Source organism: Streptomyces sp. HP-A2021 (genome assembly GCF_022807935.1).
In the GTDB taxonomy this organism is placed as follows: Bacteria; Actinomycetota; Actinomycetes; order Streptomycetales; family Streptomycetaceae; genus Streptomyces; species Streptomyces afghaniensis.
This window is the reverse complement of sequence record NZ_CP094344.1, coordinates 3085691-3100115: the sequence shown is the minus strand read 5'-3', so window position 1 is coordinate 3100115 and position 14425 is coordinate 3085691. Positions and strand designations below refer to the sequence as shown.

At 70.0% G+C, this 14425-nt stretch carries 14 protein-coding genes and 1 riboswitch; of the genes, 10 read left to right on the top strand and 4 right to left on the bottom strand.

Going from position 1 to position 14425, the window contains the following annotated elements; translation table 11 throughout:
- Positions 1-8 precede the first annotated feature (8 nt).
- Positions 9-386: a glycine cleavage system protein GcvH gene (gene gcvH / locus MQE23_RS13940; RefSeq protein ID WP_020276709.1), complete on the bottom strand. Its 378-nt coding sequence runs from the start codon at positions 384-386 to the stop codon at positions 9-11.
- Positions 387-486: 100 nt separating this feature from the next.
- Positions 487-1608 (bottom strand): glycine cleavage system aminomethyltransferase GcvT, encoded by a 1122-nt coding sequence (gene gcvT, locus MQE23_RS13935; RefSeq protein WP_243379301.1) that lies wholly within the window; start codon positions 1606-1608, stop codon positions 487-489.
- Between the two features lie 146 nt (positions 1609-1754).
- Positions 1755-1854, bottom strand: a riboswitch (glycine riboswitch).
- Between the two features lie 182 nt (positions 1855-2036).
- On the opposite strand from gcvT, the gene MQE23_RS13930 reads away from it, so the two are divergent.
- From MQE23_RS13930 to MQE23_RS13890, 9 genes are all read left to right on the top strand, one after another.
- Positions 2037-2705, top strand: coding sequence for an AAA family ATPase (locus MQE23_RS13930; RefSeq protein ID WP_020276707.1), 669 nt, complete (start codon positions 2037-2039; stop codon positions 2703-2705).
- Positions 2706-2772: 67 nt separating this feature from the next.
- Entirely contained in the window at positions 2773-3561 is a 789-nt protein-coding gene (locus MQE23_RS13925) for an enhanced serine sensitivity protein SseB (protein WP_020276706.1), read from the top strand.
- 163 nt (positions 3562-3724) lie between these two features.
- The gene (locus MQE23_RS13920; protein WP_020276705.1) at positions 3725-4525 is read left to right on the top strand and encodes an enhanced serine sensitivity protein SseB C-terminal domain-containing protein; all 801 of its coding nucleotides are present in this window, start codon (positions 3725-3727) and stop codon (positions 4523-4525) included.
- Positions 4526-4866: 341 nt separating this feature from the next.
- On the top strand, positions 4867-5865 hold the full coding sequence (locus MQE23_RS13915; protein WP_020276704.1) for an ABC transporter permease: 999 nt from the start codon (positions 4867-4869) through the stop codon (positions 5863-5865).
- An 8-nt stretch (positions 5866-5873) separates the two neighbouring features.
- A complete protein-coding gene (locus MQE23_RS13910; RefSeq protein ID WP_243379300.1) occupies positions 5874-7643 on the top strand; it encodes an ABC transporter substrate-binding protein in 1770 nt (589 codons plus the stop codon).
- 91 nt (positions 7644-7734) lie between these two features.
- Positions 7735-8745: an ABC transporter permease gene (locus MQE23_RS13905; protein ID WP_037673243.1), complete on the top strand. Its 1011-nt coding sequence runs from the start codon at positions 7735-7737 to the stop codon at positions 8743-8745.
- On the top strand, positions 8742-9824 hold the full coding sequence (locus MQE23_RS13900) for an ABC transporter ATP-binding protein (protein WP_020276701.1): 1083 nt from the start codon (positions 8742-8744) through the stop codon (positions 9822-9824). The genes MQE23_RS13905 and MQE23_RS13900 overlap by 4 nt, the downstream gene beginning before the upstream one ends.
- 14 nt (positions 9825-9838) lie before the next feature.
- Positions 9839-10960, top strand: coding sequence for a dipeptide ABC transporter ATP-binding protein (locus MQE23_RS13895; protein ID WP_243379299.1), 1122 nt, complete (start codon positions 9839-9841; stop codon positions 10958-10960).
- A 64-nt stretch (positions 10961-11024) separates the two neighbouring features.
- The gene (locus MQE23_RS13890; protein ID WP_082320062.1) at positions 11025-11699 is read left to right on the top strand and encodes a trimeric intracellular cation channel family protein; all 675 of its coding nucleotides are present in this window, start codon (positions 11025-11027) and stop codon (positions 11697-11699) included.
- Here the strand turns inward: MQE23_RS13890 and MQE23_RS13885 are convergent.
- On the bottom strand, positions 11590-12825 hold the full coding sequence (locus MQE23_RS13885) for an alpha/beta hydrolase-fold protein (protein WP_020276699.1): 1236 nt from the start codon (positions 12823-12825) through the stop codon (positions 11590-11592). The genes MQE23_RS13890 and MQE23_RS13885 overlap by 110 nt on opposite strands.
- A gap of 135 nt (positions 12826-12960) precedes the next feature.
- Here MQE23_RS13885 and MQE23_RS13880 point away from each other — a divergent pair, with 135 nt between their 5' ends.
- Positions 12961-13821: a thioesterase family protein gene (locus MQE23_RS13880; RefSeq protein WP_020276698.1), complete on the top strand. Its 861-nt coding sequence runs from the start codon at positions 12961-12963 to the stop codon at positions 13819-13821.
- Here MQE23_RS13880 and MQE23_RS13875 read toward each other — a convergent pair.
- The gene (locus MQE23_RS13875; protein ID WP_020276697.1) at positions 13808-14392 is read right to left on the bottom strand and encodes a TIGR03086 family metal-binding protein; all 585 of its coding nucleotides are present in this window, start codon (positions 14390-14392) and stop codon (positions 13808-13810) included. The two genes, MQE23_RS13880 and MQE23_RS13875, sit on opposite strands and share 14 nt — an antisense overlap.
- Positions 14393-14425 lie beyond the last annotated feature (33 nt).

The following is a 14425-nucleotide window of genomic DNA, read 5'->3' as shown; positions in this document are numbered from 1 at the left end:
ACGACTCCTCAGCCGGCGGAGAACGCGGTGTACTCGTCGGCGGAGAGCAGGTCGCCCGGCTCCTCGGCGACCCGCACCTTGAACAGCCAGCCGCCCTCGAAGGGGGCCGAGTTCACCAGCGACGGGTCGTTCACGACGTCCTCGTTGACCTCGGTGACCTCACCGGAGACGGGGGAGTAGAGGTCGGACACCGACTTGGTCGACTCCAGTTCGCCGCAGGTCTCGCCCGCGGACACGGTGTCACCGACCTCGGGGAGCTGGACGAAGACCACGTCGCCGAGCGCGTTGGCCGCGTGCTCCGTGATGCCGACCGTCGAGACGCCGTCCTCGGCGGCCGACAGCCACTCGTGCTCCTTGCTGTAACGCAGCTGCTGGGGGTTGCTCATGGCCTGGATTCTCCTGTACGCGCGGGAGTGCTGATGAAGGGGACTGCTGGTGAGCGCAGTGACGTGCCCGGGACCGCCGGTGCGGCCCGACGGCCAGTGTCTACTTCTGGCGCTTGTAGAACGGCAGCGCCACGACCTCGTACGGTTCGTGACTGCCCCGGATGTCCACGGCCACGCCGGGCGTGCCGGGAGCGGCGTGCGCGGCGTCGACGTAGGCCATCGCGATCGGCTTGCCGAGCGTGGGGGAGGGGGCGCCGGAGGTGACCTCGCCGATCACCTCGCCGCCGGCGACCACCGCGTACCCGGCGCGCGGGACCCGGCGGCCCTCGGCGACGAGCCCGACCAGTACGCGGGGCGGGTTCTGCTCGGCGCGGGCGGCGGCCTCCCGCAGGGCGTCGCGCCCCACGAAGTCGCCCTCCTTCTCGAACTTCACCACCCGGCCCAGCCCGGCGTCGAAGGGCGTCAGGGAGGTGCTCAGCTCGTGCCCGTACAGCGGCATGCCCGCCTCCAGGCGCAGCGTGTCGCGGCAGGACAGCCCGCACGGGACCAGTCCGGCGCCCTCGCCGGCCTTGGTCAGGGCCTGCCACAGCTCGACCGCGTGCTCCGGCTTCACGAACAGCTCGAAGCCGTCCTCGCCGGTGTAGCCGGTGCGGGCGATCAGGGCCGGGACCCCGGCGACCGTGCCGGGGAGGCCGGCGTAGTACTTCAGCCCGTCGAGGTCGGCGTCGGTGAGGGACTTCAGGATCCCGGGGGACTCCGGGCCCTGGACGGCGATCAGCGCGTACGCGTCCCGGTCGTCGCGCACCTCGGCGTCGAAGCCGGCGGCGCGCTCGGCCAGCGCGTCCAGGACCACCTGGGCGTTGGAGGCGTTGGCGACGACCAGGTACTCGGTCTCGGCGAGCCGGTAGACGATCAGGTCGTCGAGGATGCCGCCGTCGGCCCGGCAGATCATGGTGTAGCGGGCGCGGCCCGGCTTCACACCGCCGATGTTGCCCACCAGGGCGAAGTCGAGCAGGGCGGCGGCCTGCGGACCGGTGACGGTGATCTCGCCCATGTGGGAGAGGTCGAAGAGCCCGGCCTTCGTGCGCACGGCGTTGTGCTCGTCGCGCTCGGAGCCGTAGCGCAGGGGCATGTCCCAGCCGGCGAAGTCGGTCATCGTCGCGCCGAGCGAACGATGCAGGGCATCGAGCGCGGTGTGGCGGAGTTCTCCTGTACTGCTCACGGTCGGTCGTCTCCCAGGGCAATGACGGGCGAGGTCGTTCCTCCCCATCTGTCATCGGAACCTGAGAGGTTCGCCATGGCCACACAGGACATGGCTTGCACCTTGGGTGGGACCACCGAGGACGGCGGCCCGCTTTTCAGATGTGCCTCGCCCGCGCGGTAACGGGGCCTGAGAGATTCAAGGGAGGGACTTGCTCCTTCGGCGCCCCAGCGTCAGCGGTGCTGGGAACTCTCCCGCGCGGATTCAAACGGCCGGTATGCAGTTGGCGCGCACATCATTGCACGCATCGTCGCGGGGTGGCAGGGGCACCACCTGTAGCAGTGCTGTTGCGGGAAGAGGACTAAAACCAGAGACATCGGGCATTACCTTCTCTTTACACTCGGCGGGGATGGGACTGAAGTACCTGGCCCCAGGGGAGGACGATCACGGTGAACAGGACCACCGCGTACGCCACGACATCGGGCGTCGCGCTGCCCGAGCAGCCGGCCGCTGCGGCACGGGCGGCCTGCGGCCCGCTGCCGGTGCCGGTCGTCCGCGATCTGCGCGAGCGCGAGGGCCGAGGCCCGCACGCGCTGCTCTTCGGCCCCCGCGACCTCGTCGTGGTCACGGGCCTGCCCGGCAGCGGCAAGTCCACGCTGATGCGGCGCACCGTGCCCGGCCGGCGCATCGACTCCCAGGACACCCGCGACCGCTGGGACAGCCGCATGCCGCGCTTCCTGCCGTACGGGGTCTACCGCCCGCTCGTCCGCCTCGCCCACTACGCCGGGCTGCGCCGCGCCCTGCGCAGCGGCGAGGGCGTCGTCGTGCACGACTGCGGCACCCAGGCCTGGGTCCGCCGCTGGCTGGCCCGCGAGGCCCGCCGCCGGGGCGGCGCCCTGCATCTGCTCATGCTCGACGTCACCCCCGAGGAGGCCCTGGCCGGCCAGCGCGACCGCGGCCGCGGTGTCTCGCGGTACGCGTTCCTGCGCCACCGCGCGGCGACCACCCGCCTGCTGCACGCCGTGGAGCGGGGCGAACTGCCCGCGGGCTGCGGCTCGGCGATCCTCGTGGACCGGGACGCGGCGGACACCCTGCGCCGGATCGCCTTCACGGGCTGACCGCAGGCGGCCGGGGAGCCGCTAGCCTTTTGAGCCACAGCAGTGGTTCCAGGCAGGCGGTAGGCAGATGGACTTCCCGGCGGACTTCTCCGCGGACTTCCCGGCGCACACGCAGACCCACCCGCACGGCGGATGGCCCGGCAACGAACTGGAGGAGGTGCTCTCGGCCTCCCTCGGCGCCGGGCCGTCGGCCGGCGGGCGGATCGTCGAGGTGCTCGGCCGGAGTTTCGTCTGGGTCCCCCTGCCGAACGGCGGCGGCCCGCAGAGCGGTCCCCTCGATCTGCCCGGCATCGAGATCGAGGGCCAGGCGTACGTCCCGGTGTTCAGCTCCGAGGAGCAGTTCCGCCAGGTCGTCGGCTCCCACATGTCGTACACCATCGCGCCCGCGGTGGAGTTCGCCCGCGGCCTGCCCCCGCACGCCGGGATAGCCGTCAACCCGGGCGGTGTGGTCGGCATACCGCTCCCGCCTGCCGCCGTGGCCGAGCTGTGCCGGGCGGGGCGGACCCCCTTGGACGGCCCCGCGAGCGGCGGCCGGGTCCGCCTCTTCGAGCCCGACTGGCAGGACGACCCGGTGGACTTCCTCGCCGCCGCCTCCGCCGAGTTCGAGGCCGTCGGGGTCGTCCTCACCGCCCGCCGCTGCCTCGCCGCGATCGAGACGGCGGACCCGGTGATGTTCGTGGGCGTCGAACTCTCCCAGTGGGAAGGCGACCTGCGGGCCCTCCCCCTGGAGGCCCTGTCCCGGGCCGTGACCCGGTGCCCGGCCCCCTGGCAGGTCAACCTGGTCCTCCTGGACGTGGCGGAGGACCCGGTGGGGGACTGGCTGCGCACAACGGTCCGTCCCTTCTACCAGCGGTAGGGCAATGCCCTGACGGGGCGCGGGTAGTGACATCATGCGGCTCCGCCGCGTGGGCGCGAGGACCACCCACGACCCGCGGCCGCAGAACCGGCACCAATCCCCGAGCCCCCGGACGGGCTTAAGCTAGGTCACGGTCGAGGCGTTGTACGAAGGGGCGGTAAAGGTGAGCGCGAGCGGCACGGCCGCGGCCGGACAGGTCGAGCACATGCTGCGCCAGGTCACGCCCGGGCGTTACGACGCCTACGAGGCACTCCTGCGCGCGCTCGCGACCCCGCACTCCGGCCAGATCTGGATGCTCCTCTGGCACGGCCAGGCGGGCTCCCCCGACGCCCAGTACGGGAACATGGAGGTCGACGGCTGCGGCTACGCCCCCTGTGTGACCTCCGCCCAGGAGCTCTCGGCCAGCGGCTGGAACCGCAGTTACGAGGTGGTCGACGGAGTCGACGTCGCCCGCGCCCTCTACCCCGACCACTACGGCCTCTGGCTCAACCCGCACGCCCCCGGCGGCGGCGTCGGCATTCCCTGGCTCGACCTGCGCCGGATCGCCACGGGCCTGGACCGCCAGCCGGCCGGCCCGCTGCGGCTGTCCGAACCGGCCATCGAGCTCCCGCAGTTCTACGCCCTGCTCGCGCAGAACGCCCACCGCACCCCGGCCGTCCGCTCGCTGCGCCGGGCCTGGGTGCAGCCCGCGCTGGGGGCGCCGTACCTCGCCATCGGACTGGATGTGTACGACACCTCGCCGCCGGCCGTGGATTCCGTGCGCGCGATGATGCAGCAGTCCCTCGGTGCCGTACCGGACGGGCTGCCCGTCTCGACCGTCGCCATGTCCGACGAGCACGACCCGGTCGCCATGTGGCTGCGCGCGAGCGCCCGCCCCTTCTACGACCGCGAGGCCCACGCCACCGCCCCTGTCCAGGCCCCGGCCTCGGGCTACGGCTACCCCCCGGTCCAGGGCCGGTACTGACCCACCCGGAGGGCCGTCGGCAGCCCTTCTTTCCTCACCTTCAAACGCGGCCGGCTCTCAGCTCTCCGCGCGTAGATAAGGGTGAAAAGGGAGGAGCTGTCCTAATATGCCCCTGTCTCAGCGCGTCCGACCCCCGCTACCCACTGTCCGGATAACGGAACCCCGCAGACAGCATCACGTTTACGCATCCTTTCACCGCCAAGTCTGGCAACAGATCGCCAAAGCGTTGAAGACTCCCCGCAAGACACGGGCCGGGTCGGTCTTGTGTACGAGACAAACAAACCGCTACAGCGGCAGCCAGGGGCTCGGCGATCGCCGGCCCGAGAGGGGTCAATCGCACCGTGACCGCACCGATCGAGACCACCGGGGCGGAAGCCGGAGCACAGCCCGAGGCCGTGCTCTCCGGGGTCAAGAAGAGCCAGATCGAAGGGCGCTCGCTCACTCAGATCGCCTGGATGCGCTTCAAGCGGGACAAGGTGGCGATGGCGGGAGGCGTCGTCGTCATCCTGCTCGTGCTGATGGCGGTGCTCTCCAAGCCGATCCAGTGGATCTTCAACCTCGATCCCAACAAGTTCAACCAGGACCTCATCGACCCCGCGCTGCTCGCCCCCAAGGGCGGCTGGGGAGGCATGAGTTGGGACCACCCGCTCGGCGTGGACCCCCAGTACGGCCGGGACATGCTCGCCCGCATCATCGACGGCTCCTGGGTCTCCCTCCTGGTCGCGGGCGGCGCCACGCTGCTGTCCGTGTGCATCGGCACCGTGCTCGGCGTCATCGCCGGGTACTACGGCGGCTGGGTGGACAGTGTCATCAGCAGGCTGATGGACACCTTCCTCGCCTTCCCGCTGCTCCTGTTCGCCATCTCGATCTCGGCTTCCGTGCAGGACGGGTTCTTCGGTCTCGACGGCCTGTCGCTGCGCATCAGCGTGCTGATCTTCGTGATCGGCTTCTTCAGCTGGCCGTACATCGGCCGCATCGTGCGCGCCCAGACGATGACCCTGCGCAAGCGGGAGTTCATCGAGGCAGCCACGAGCCTCGGGGCACGCGGCCCGTACGTCCTGTTCCGGGAACTGCTCCCGAACCTCGTCGCGCCGATCCTCGTCTACTCGACGCTGATCATCCCGACGAACATCCTGTTCGAGGCCGCGCTGAGCTTCCTCGGTGTCGGTATCGCTCCGCCGCAGGCCTCCTGGGGCGGCATGCTCAGCAACGCTGTGGATCTCTACACGGCTGATCCGCAGTACATGTTCGTGCCCGGACTGGCGATCTTCATCACCGTCCTGGCCTTCAACCTGCTGGGTGACGGGCTGCGTGACGCCCTCGACCCTCGCAGCAAGTGATCCATCGAATGAGGGGGCTTCCTCAGGTGAAGACGAGAAGGGTGACCGCCGGCGTTGCGTCGGTCCTGGCACTGTCGCTGGGCGCTGCCGCATGTGGCGGCGGAGGTGACGACAACGACGGGAACGGAGGCAACGGCAAGAAGGACGCCGCGCTGACCTCGATCGTCAACCCGTCGAGCAAGAAGGGCGGGACGGTCACGTACGAGCACTCGGACGTGCCCGACTCCCTCGACCCGGGCAACACGTACTACGGCTGGGTGCAGAACTTCTCCCGCCTCTACGGCAGAACGCTCACCACGTTCAAACCGGCGGCGGGCAAGGAAGGCCTGGAGGTCGTCCCGGACCTCGCCGAGGGACTCGGCAAGTCCAGCCCGGACGCCAAGACCTGGACGTACAAGCTGCGCGCCGGCGTGAAGTTCCAGGACGGCACCCCGGTGACGTCCAAGGACGTGAAGTACGCCATCGAGCGCTCCAACTTCGCGCCCGAGGCCCTGTCCAACGGCCCGACGTACTTCAAGTCGTACCTGGAGGGCGGCGACAAGTACCAGGGTCCTTACAAGGACAAGTCCGCCGAGGGCATCAAGTCGATCGAGACGCCGGACGACCGGACGATCGTCTTCAAGCTGAAGCAGCCGTTCGCCGACTTCGACTACCTGGCCACGTTCTCGCAGACGGCGCCGGTGCCGAAGGCGAAGGACAACGGCGCGAAGTACGTGCAGAACATCGTGTCCTCCGGCCCGTACCAGTTCCAGTCCTACGAGGAGGGCCGCGGCGCCACCCTGGTGCGCAACCCGCAGTGGGACGCGAAGACGGACCCGATCCGCAAGGCGCTGCCGGACAAGGTCACGATCAAGTTCAAGGTCAACCAGGTCACGATCGACAACGACCTGCTCTCCAACAAGATCACGGCTGACGCGGCGGGCACCGGTGTGGCGCCGCAGACCCAGCCGAAGGTGCTGGCCGGCAAGAACGCGGGCCAGACGGACAGCTCGTACGCCGGCGCCACGCAGTACATCGCGCTGAACCTGAAGGTCGCCCCGTTCGACAACATCCACTGCCGCAAGGCCGTGCAGTGGGGCCTCGACAAGCAGTCGGTGCTGGACGCCATGGGCGGTACGCCGAAGGGTGACGTGGCGACCACGCTGCTGCCGCCGTCGGTCAACGGCTACACCAAGTTCGACACCTACGCGACCGAGGGTCACAAGGGCAACGCGGCCAAGGCCAAGGAAGAGCTGAAGGCGTGCGGCAAGCCGAACGGCTTCAACACGATCCTGACCGCCCGCTCCGACCGCCCCGCCGAGGTGGCGCAGGCCACGGCCGTCCAGGCGTCGCTGAAGAAGATCGGCATCAACGTCGAGATCAAGCAGTTCCCGGCCGGTAAGTACTTCTCCAACTTCGCCGGTGTCCCCAGCTACGTCCACGAGAACAAGCTCGGCATGCTCTCGATGGCGTGGGGTGCCGACTGGCCGACCGGCTACGGCTTCCTCGACCAGATCGTCAACGGCGCGGCCATCAAGCCCTCGGGCGGCAACAACCTGATGGAGCTGGACGACCCGAAGATCAACAAGGCCCTGACGGACGCGATCGCCAACACCGACGACGCGGCCCGGACCAAGGCCTGGGGCGAGATCGACAAGATGGTGCTCGACAACGCCTCGGTCGTGCCGGTCGTCTACCGCAAGAACCTGCTGCTCCGGCCGCAGTCCGCGACCAACGTCACGGTCACGCAGGCCTACCTCGGCATGTACGACTACCTGCTGATGAGCTCCTCCAAGTAACACCAGCAGGCCGGATCCTTCGAAAGGCAGGTGAAGGCACCGGGTGGCCGCGGCGGATGATCCCGCCGCGGCCACCCGGGGCCGTACAGCTGTGGCTGCGTACATCCTCCGACGCGTCATGGGCGCGGTGCTGTTGCTGCTGGTGGTCAGCGCAGTCACCTTCGCCATCTTCTTCCTGGTGCCCCGTCTCGGGGGCCAGACGGCCGACCAGTTGGCCACCCAGTACGTCGGCAAGGACGCGAACCCCGAGTCCGTCGCCGCGATCAAGAAGAACCTGGGACTGGATCAGCCCGTCTACGAGCAGTTCTGGAACTTCCTGAAGGGCCTCGTGGCGGGTGCCGACTACCGGTTCGGTCCCGAGGCGACGCACTGCGGCGCACCCTGCTTCGGGTACTCCTTCAAGAGCCACATCGAGGTGTGGCCGCAGTTGGAGCAGCGGATCCCGGTCTCCTTCTCGCTGGCCGTCGGTGCGGCGGCGATCTGGCTGATCAGCGGTGTCACGACCGGCGTGATCTCGGCGCTGCGCAAGGGCAAGCCGATCGACCGCATCTCCATGTTCATCGCGCTCGCCGGCGTCTCACTCCCGATCTTCTTCACCGGCCAGGTGTTGAACGCGCTCTTCGTCTACGAGATCCCCATCTGGGACAGCATCGACTACGTCCCCTTCACCCAGAACCCGGCCGAATGGGCCTGGCACCTGCTGCTTCCCTGGATCAGCCTCGCCTTCCTGTTCTCCGCGCTGTACGCCCGGCTCACCCGGGCGGGCATGCTGGAGACGATGAGCGAGGACTACATCAGAACGGCCAGGGCCAAGGGCCTGAAGGAGACCACGGTCGTCACCAAGCACGGCCTGCGCTCCGCGCTCACGCCGATCGTCACCATCTTCGGCATGGACTTCGGCACCCTCGTCGGCACCGCGGTGCTCACCGAGACCGTGTTCTCCCTGCAGGGCATCGGCGCATACTCGGTACAGGCCATCAAGGACAACGACCTGCCCATCGTGATGGGCGTGACCCTGGTCGCCGCGTTCTTCATCGTCTTCTGCAATCTCGTCGTCGACCTGGTGTACGCCGCCATCGACCCCCGGGTGAGGTACTCGTGAGCAAGCTCGACAAAGCCGCGCTCGGCGAACCGGACACCGTCGCCCCGTCCGTCCCGGACGACGTGTTCCTGTCCGTCCGCGATCTGCGCATCCACTTCGACACGGACGACGGTCTGGTCAAGTCGGTGGACGGCGTCAGCTTCGACGTGCGCAAGGGCAAGACCCTGGGCATCGTGGGCGAGTCCGGCTCCGGCAAGTCCGTCACCTCGCTCGGCGTGATGGGCCTGCACCGCTCGGCGCGCGCTCACGTCTCCGGCGAGGTCTGGCTGGACGGCCAGGAACTGATCGCGGCCGACGCCGACGAGGTACGGCGGCTGCGCGGCCGGAAGATGGCCATGATCTTCCAGGACCCGCTGTCGGCGATGCACCCCTACTACTCGGTCGGGCACCAGATCGTCGAGGCGTACCGGGTCCACAACGACGTCAGCAAGAAGGCGGCCCGGCAGCGGGCGATCGAGATGCTGGACCGGGTCGGCATCCCCGAGCCCGCCAAGCGCGTGGACGGTTACCCGCACGAGTTCTCCGGCGGTATGCGCCAGCGCGCCATGATCGCCATGGCGCTGGTGAACAACCCCGAGCTGCTCATCGCCGACGAGCCGACCACCGCCCTGGACGTCACCGTGCAGGCGCAGATCCTCGACCTGATCCACGATCTGCAGAAGGAGTTCGGCTCCGCGGTCATCATGATCACCCACGATCTGGGTGTGGTCGCGGAGATGGCCGACGACCTGCTGGTCATGTACGGCGGCCGGTGCGTGGAGCGCGGTCCCGCCGAGGACGTGTTCTCCGAGCCCCGGCACCCCTACACCTGGGGCCTGCTCGGCTCGATGCCGCGTATGGACCGCGAGGAGACCGACCGGCTCATCCCGATCAAGGGCGCGCCGCCCTCCCTCATCAACCTGCCGTCGGGCTGCGCCTTCAACCCGCGCTGCCCGTACGCGGACATCCCGAAGGACAACGTCACCCGCACGGTCCGCCCCGAGCTGACCGAGGTCGGCGGCTCGCACTGGGCCGCCTGCCACATGACGCAGGAGCAGCGGGAGCGTATCTGGACCGAAGAGATTGCGCCGAAGCTGTGAGCGACGACAAAGCGGTGAGCACACCGGAAACGAGCGGGAGCACCCTCACCCAGGACACCGCCGCCGACGGCGAGATCCTGCTGAAGGTGACCGGCCTCCAGAAGCACTTCCCGATCCGCAAGGGCCTGCTCCAGCGGCAGACCGGCGCGGTGCGCGCCGTCGACGGCATCGACTTCGAGGTCCGCAAGGGCGAGACGCTCGGTGTCGTCGGTGAGTCGGGCTGCGGCAAGTCCACCATGGGCCGGCTGATCACGCGGCTGCTCGAACCGACCGGTGGCTCGGTCGAGTTCGAGGGCAGGGACATCACGCACCTGAAGACCGGCGAGCTGCGCCCGATGCGCCGCGACGTCCAGATGATCTTCCAGGACCCGTACTCCTCGCTGAACCCCCGGCACACCATCGGCACCATCGTCGGCGCCCCCTTCCGGCTCCAGGGCGTCGATCCCGAGGGCGGGGTGAAGAAGGAGGTCCAGCGGCTGCTGTCGGTGGTCGGCCTCAACCCCGAGCACTACAACCGTTATCCGCACGAGTTCTCCGGCGGTCAGCGCCAGCGCATCGGCATCGCCCGCGCGCTCGCACTCAACCCCAAGCTGGTCGTGGCGGACGAGCCGGTCTCCGCGCTGGACGTGTCGATCCAGGCCCAGGTGGTGAACCTGCTGGACGACCTCCAGGAGGAGCTGGGCCTGACGTACGTGATCATCGCGCACGACCTGTCGGTCGTCCGGCACGTCTCGGACCGGATCGCGGTGATGTACCTCGGCAAGATCGTCGAGCTGGCCGACCGCGACAAGCTGTACAAGTCGCCGATGCACCCGTACTCCAAGGCGCTGCTGTCGGCCGTGCCGATCCCGGACCCCAAGCGCCGGGGCGTCAAGAGCGAGCGCATCCTGCTCAAGGGCGACGTGCCCTCGCCGATCGCCCCGCCGAGCGGCTGCCGCTTCCACACCCGGTGCTGGAAGGCGACGGAGATCTGCAAGACCACGGAGCCGCCGCTGGTGGAGCTGCGGGCCGGGCAGCGCGTCGCCTGCCACCACCCGGAGAACTTCGAGGACCAGCAGCCGCAGGACACCAAGCTGCTGTCCTCGGCCAAGGAGGTCGCCGCGGACAACGGCGGCGCCACCCCCGTGGAGAAGTGAGTCCCCCCGAGCCCCCGCCCTCGCAGATCAGGGCGGGGGCTCGGCCGTGGGTAAAAATGTTCGGGTGCTCCAGCAACTCTTCAGCCCGTCCGTCCAGCACACGCTCGACCTGATCGGCATCTTCGTCTTCGCGATCTCCGGCGCCCTGCTGGCCGTGCGCAAGAACTTCGACGTGTTCGGCATCGCCGTGCTCGCCGAGGTCACCGCGCTGGGCGGCGGGCTCTTCCGTGACCTGGTCATCGGGGCCGTACCGCCCGCCGCCTTCACGGACCTGGGGTACTTCCTCACCCCGCTGCTCGCCACGCTCCTGGTCTTCTTCCTGCACCCGCAGGTGGAGCGCATCCAGGTCGCCGTGAACGTCTTCGACGCGGCCGGCCTCGGCCTGTTCTGCGTCGCCGGCACGATCAAGGCGTACGAGTACGGGCTGGGCCTGACCGCCTCCGCCGGTCTGGGGCTGACCACCGCGGTGGGCGGCGGTGTGCTGCGGGACGTCCTCGCCAACGAGGTGCCCTCGCTGCTGCGCTGGGACCGTGACCTGTACGCGGTCCCGGCGATCGTCGGCGCCGCCCTGGTCGCGCTGTGCCTCCGCTACGACGCCCTGAACCCGTTCACCAGCGCCCTCGCGGTGATCACCGCCTTCGTACTGCGCCTGCTCGCGATGCGGTTCCACTGGCGAGCTCCGCGGGCGTGGCACCGGCGGTCGACGGTGAGCGAGGAGGAGCAGCCCGTCCTGCCGTGACGTGGCCGCGGCCCGTCACCTCCGTCAGCCAGCGGAACGCCGGCACCACCTGCGGCCGCCACAGCGCCATGGTGTGACCGCCCGCGCTCTTCGGGATGTACACGACGTGCACGGTCGTCGGGGCCTTCGCGGTCTGTTCCAGGGCGACGGCCGCCTCGTAGCCGTCGTGCGGCTGGCCGGAGAGGTAGAGCGAGACGCGCGGCGGGACGGGCGCCTCGCGCAGCAGCAGGTAGGGGTTGTTATCGGCCCGCAGGGCGGGGGTCTGCGCGGCGAGCGAGTCGCGTTCGCCGATCGGGTCGTTGTAGCCGGACAGGCTGACGGCGGCCCGGTAGCGGTCGGGGTGGGCGACGGCGAGCTTCGCCGCGCAGTGCGCCCCGGCCGAGTAACCGGCCACGGCCCAGCCCCGCGGGGCGGACTCGGCGCGGAAGTTGTCCATGACCATCATCGGCACGTCGACGCTCAGCCAGGTGTCGGCGTTGACCGTGCCCGGGATGTTGGCGCAGCCGGTGTCCACCCCGGCCAGCAGATTGGTGCGCGGAGCCACCAGGATGAACGGGGCGACCTGCCCGTCCCGCATCAGCGGCTCCAGCTGCTCGTGCGCGTGCAGCGAGCCGAACCAGGCCTTCGCCGAGCCGGGGTAGCCGGGCAGCAGCTCCACGACCGGGAACCTGTGGTGCCGGTAGGCCGGTTCGTCGTACTGCGGCGGGAGCCAGACGTAGACCTCGGCGTTCACACCCGACACCCGGCCCTTGAGCTGGGTGACGCGCACCCCGCCGGCCGCGCGCATGCCGGGCCCGGTGGCCGGCCGGAAGGTCTGGCGCACCTTGGGCAGCCGCTTCAGCGCGATGCCTCCAGTGCCGTCGGCGCCGAGGTCGGCCGCCTGCTGCACGTGGTCGCCGGTGCCGAGCAGGTCGGCCCAGTTGTCGTACAGGTTGTTGGCGTTGTTGACCAGCGTGAATACCAGCGCCACGGCCGTTCCCTGGGCGAACAGCAGCATCAGTGCGCGCGTCGCGGCACGCAGGGCGCGGGGGCCGCGGACGCGCGACCACAGGGCGAGCGGCAGCGCGAGCGCGACGACCGACAGCGCGATCAGCGTGTAGAGGAACGGGGTCCCGGTGAGGCTCATGTCTCTTCAGAGGGGAGGACGGCCTTCCGGGTTTACGGACGAGTGTGGACACTTACCGAGAAATTGCCCGGTCCTCACCCAAGCCCGAACCAACCAAAGCTACCGCTTAGTAGTTAGTTCTTGTACTGTTCAGCCATGCCAGAAGCAGCCTCCGCCCCGGCCGTCCGGGCCACGATCGGGGACAGCGAGTTCGACCGCGACACCGCGCTCACCCGACGCGCGCCCGGCGTCTACGACATCGACCTCTCCGCCGGCTGGACGATCATCAGCGCCGTCAACGGCGGCTATCTGCTGGCCGTCCTGGGCCGCGCGCTCGCGGACACCCTGCCGCACGCCGACCCCTTCACCATCTCGGCGCACTACCTGACCGCGTCCCAGCCCGGCCCTGCGGTCGTCCGCACGGACGTCGTCCGCACCGGCCGGACCCTGTCGACCGGCCAGGCCTCCCTCTTCCAGTACGACGACGAGGGCCGCGAGGTGGAACGCATCCGCGTCCTCGCCTCCTACGGCAACCTGGACACCCTGCCCGACGACGTCCGGACGACGGCCAGGCCGCCCGCGATCCCGCCGCTGGAGCACTGCTTCGGCCCGGAGGACGGGCCCGCCCCCGTCGACGGCAGCTCGGCCATCGCCGACCGGCTGATGCTGAAGCTGGACCCGTCGACCCTGGGCTGGGCCCTCGGAAAGCCGTCCGGCAAGGGGGAGATGCGGGCCTGGTTCGGACTCGCGGACGGCCGGGACCACGACCCGCTCTCGCTGCTGCTGGCGGTGGACGCCCTGCCGCCCACCGCCTTCGAACTCGGGCTGAAGGGCTGGGTGCCCACCGTCGAGCTGACCGTGCACGTCCGCTGCCGCCCGGCGCCGGGCCCGCTGCGCGTGTCGATCACCACCCGCAACCTCGCCGGCGGCTTCCTGGAGGAGGACGCCGAGGTGTGGGACAGCGCCGACCGGCTGGTGGCGCAGTCCCGTCAGCTCGCGCGCGTCAGGCTCGGCTGAGGGGCTCGCGCCCCAGCCAGGCCGCCAGCCTGCCGTAGACGTCGGCGCCCTCGGGGACCGGCCGGGCCGTGGCGAACGGCGTGTTCTCGTCGCGCTGTTCGTCCGGCAGCATGCGCCGGGCGACCGTCAGCGCGAACTCGGCGAGCTCCGGGTCGAGTTCGCGCGGATGCCCCAGGGCCTCGGACAGGTCCCAGGTGTGGGTCACCGTCTCCAGGACGTAGGCCGACAGGGCGGCCCGGCCGGGCATCTCGCCGAACGGCAGGCGCACCACCGCGTCCAGCAGGTCGTCGCCCGCCCAGGCCTTCACGGCCCGGGTCCTGGCCTCGTCGTACGCGGCCGTCCAGCCGTCGTCCGGCACGCCCTCGGCGAACGGCCGTACCGCGACCGCGTCGCCGCCCTCGGCGACGACGGCCACCCGGTGGGTCGCGCCGGTGAGATGGCTGAGCAGAGTGCGCACGTCGAACTCGGTGCACGGCGTGGGGCCGTCCAGCTGCTCCGCGCGGACGGACGCGATGAGTTCGGCGGCCTGCTCCGCGGCGCGGCCGAACAGCGGACGGGGATCGTCGGTCATGAGACTCCTCCTGAGTGCGTGGACAGGAGGAGC

Coding starts and splice junctions, on each gene's coding strand:
- gcvH (WP_020276709.1), bottom strand. CDS start 386: ATGAGCAACCCCCAGCAGCTGCGTTACAGCAAGGAGCACGAGTGGCTG.
- MQE23_RS13925 (WP_020276706.1), top strand. CDS start 2,773: ATGGACTTCCCGGCGGACTTCTCCGCGGACTTCCCGGCGCACACGCAG.
- MQE23_RS13910 (WP_243379300.1), top strand. CDS start 5,874: ATGAGGGGGCTTCCTCAGGTGAAGACGAGAAGGGTGACCGCCGGCGTT.
- MQE23_RS13885 (WP_020276699.1), bottom strand. CDS start 12,825: ATGAGCCTCACCGGGACCCCGTTCCTCTACACGCTGATCGCGCTGTCG.
- MQE23_RS13880 (WP_020276698.1), top strand. CDS start 12,961: ATGCCAGAAGCAGCCTCCGCCCCGGCCGTCCGGGCCACGATCGGGGAC.
- MQE23_RS13875 (WP_020276697.1), bottom strand. CDS start 14,392: ATGACCGACGATCCCCGTCCGCTGTTCGGCCGCGCCGCGGAGCAGGCC.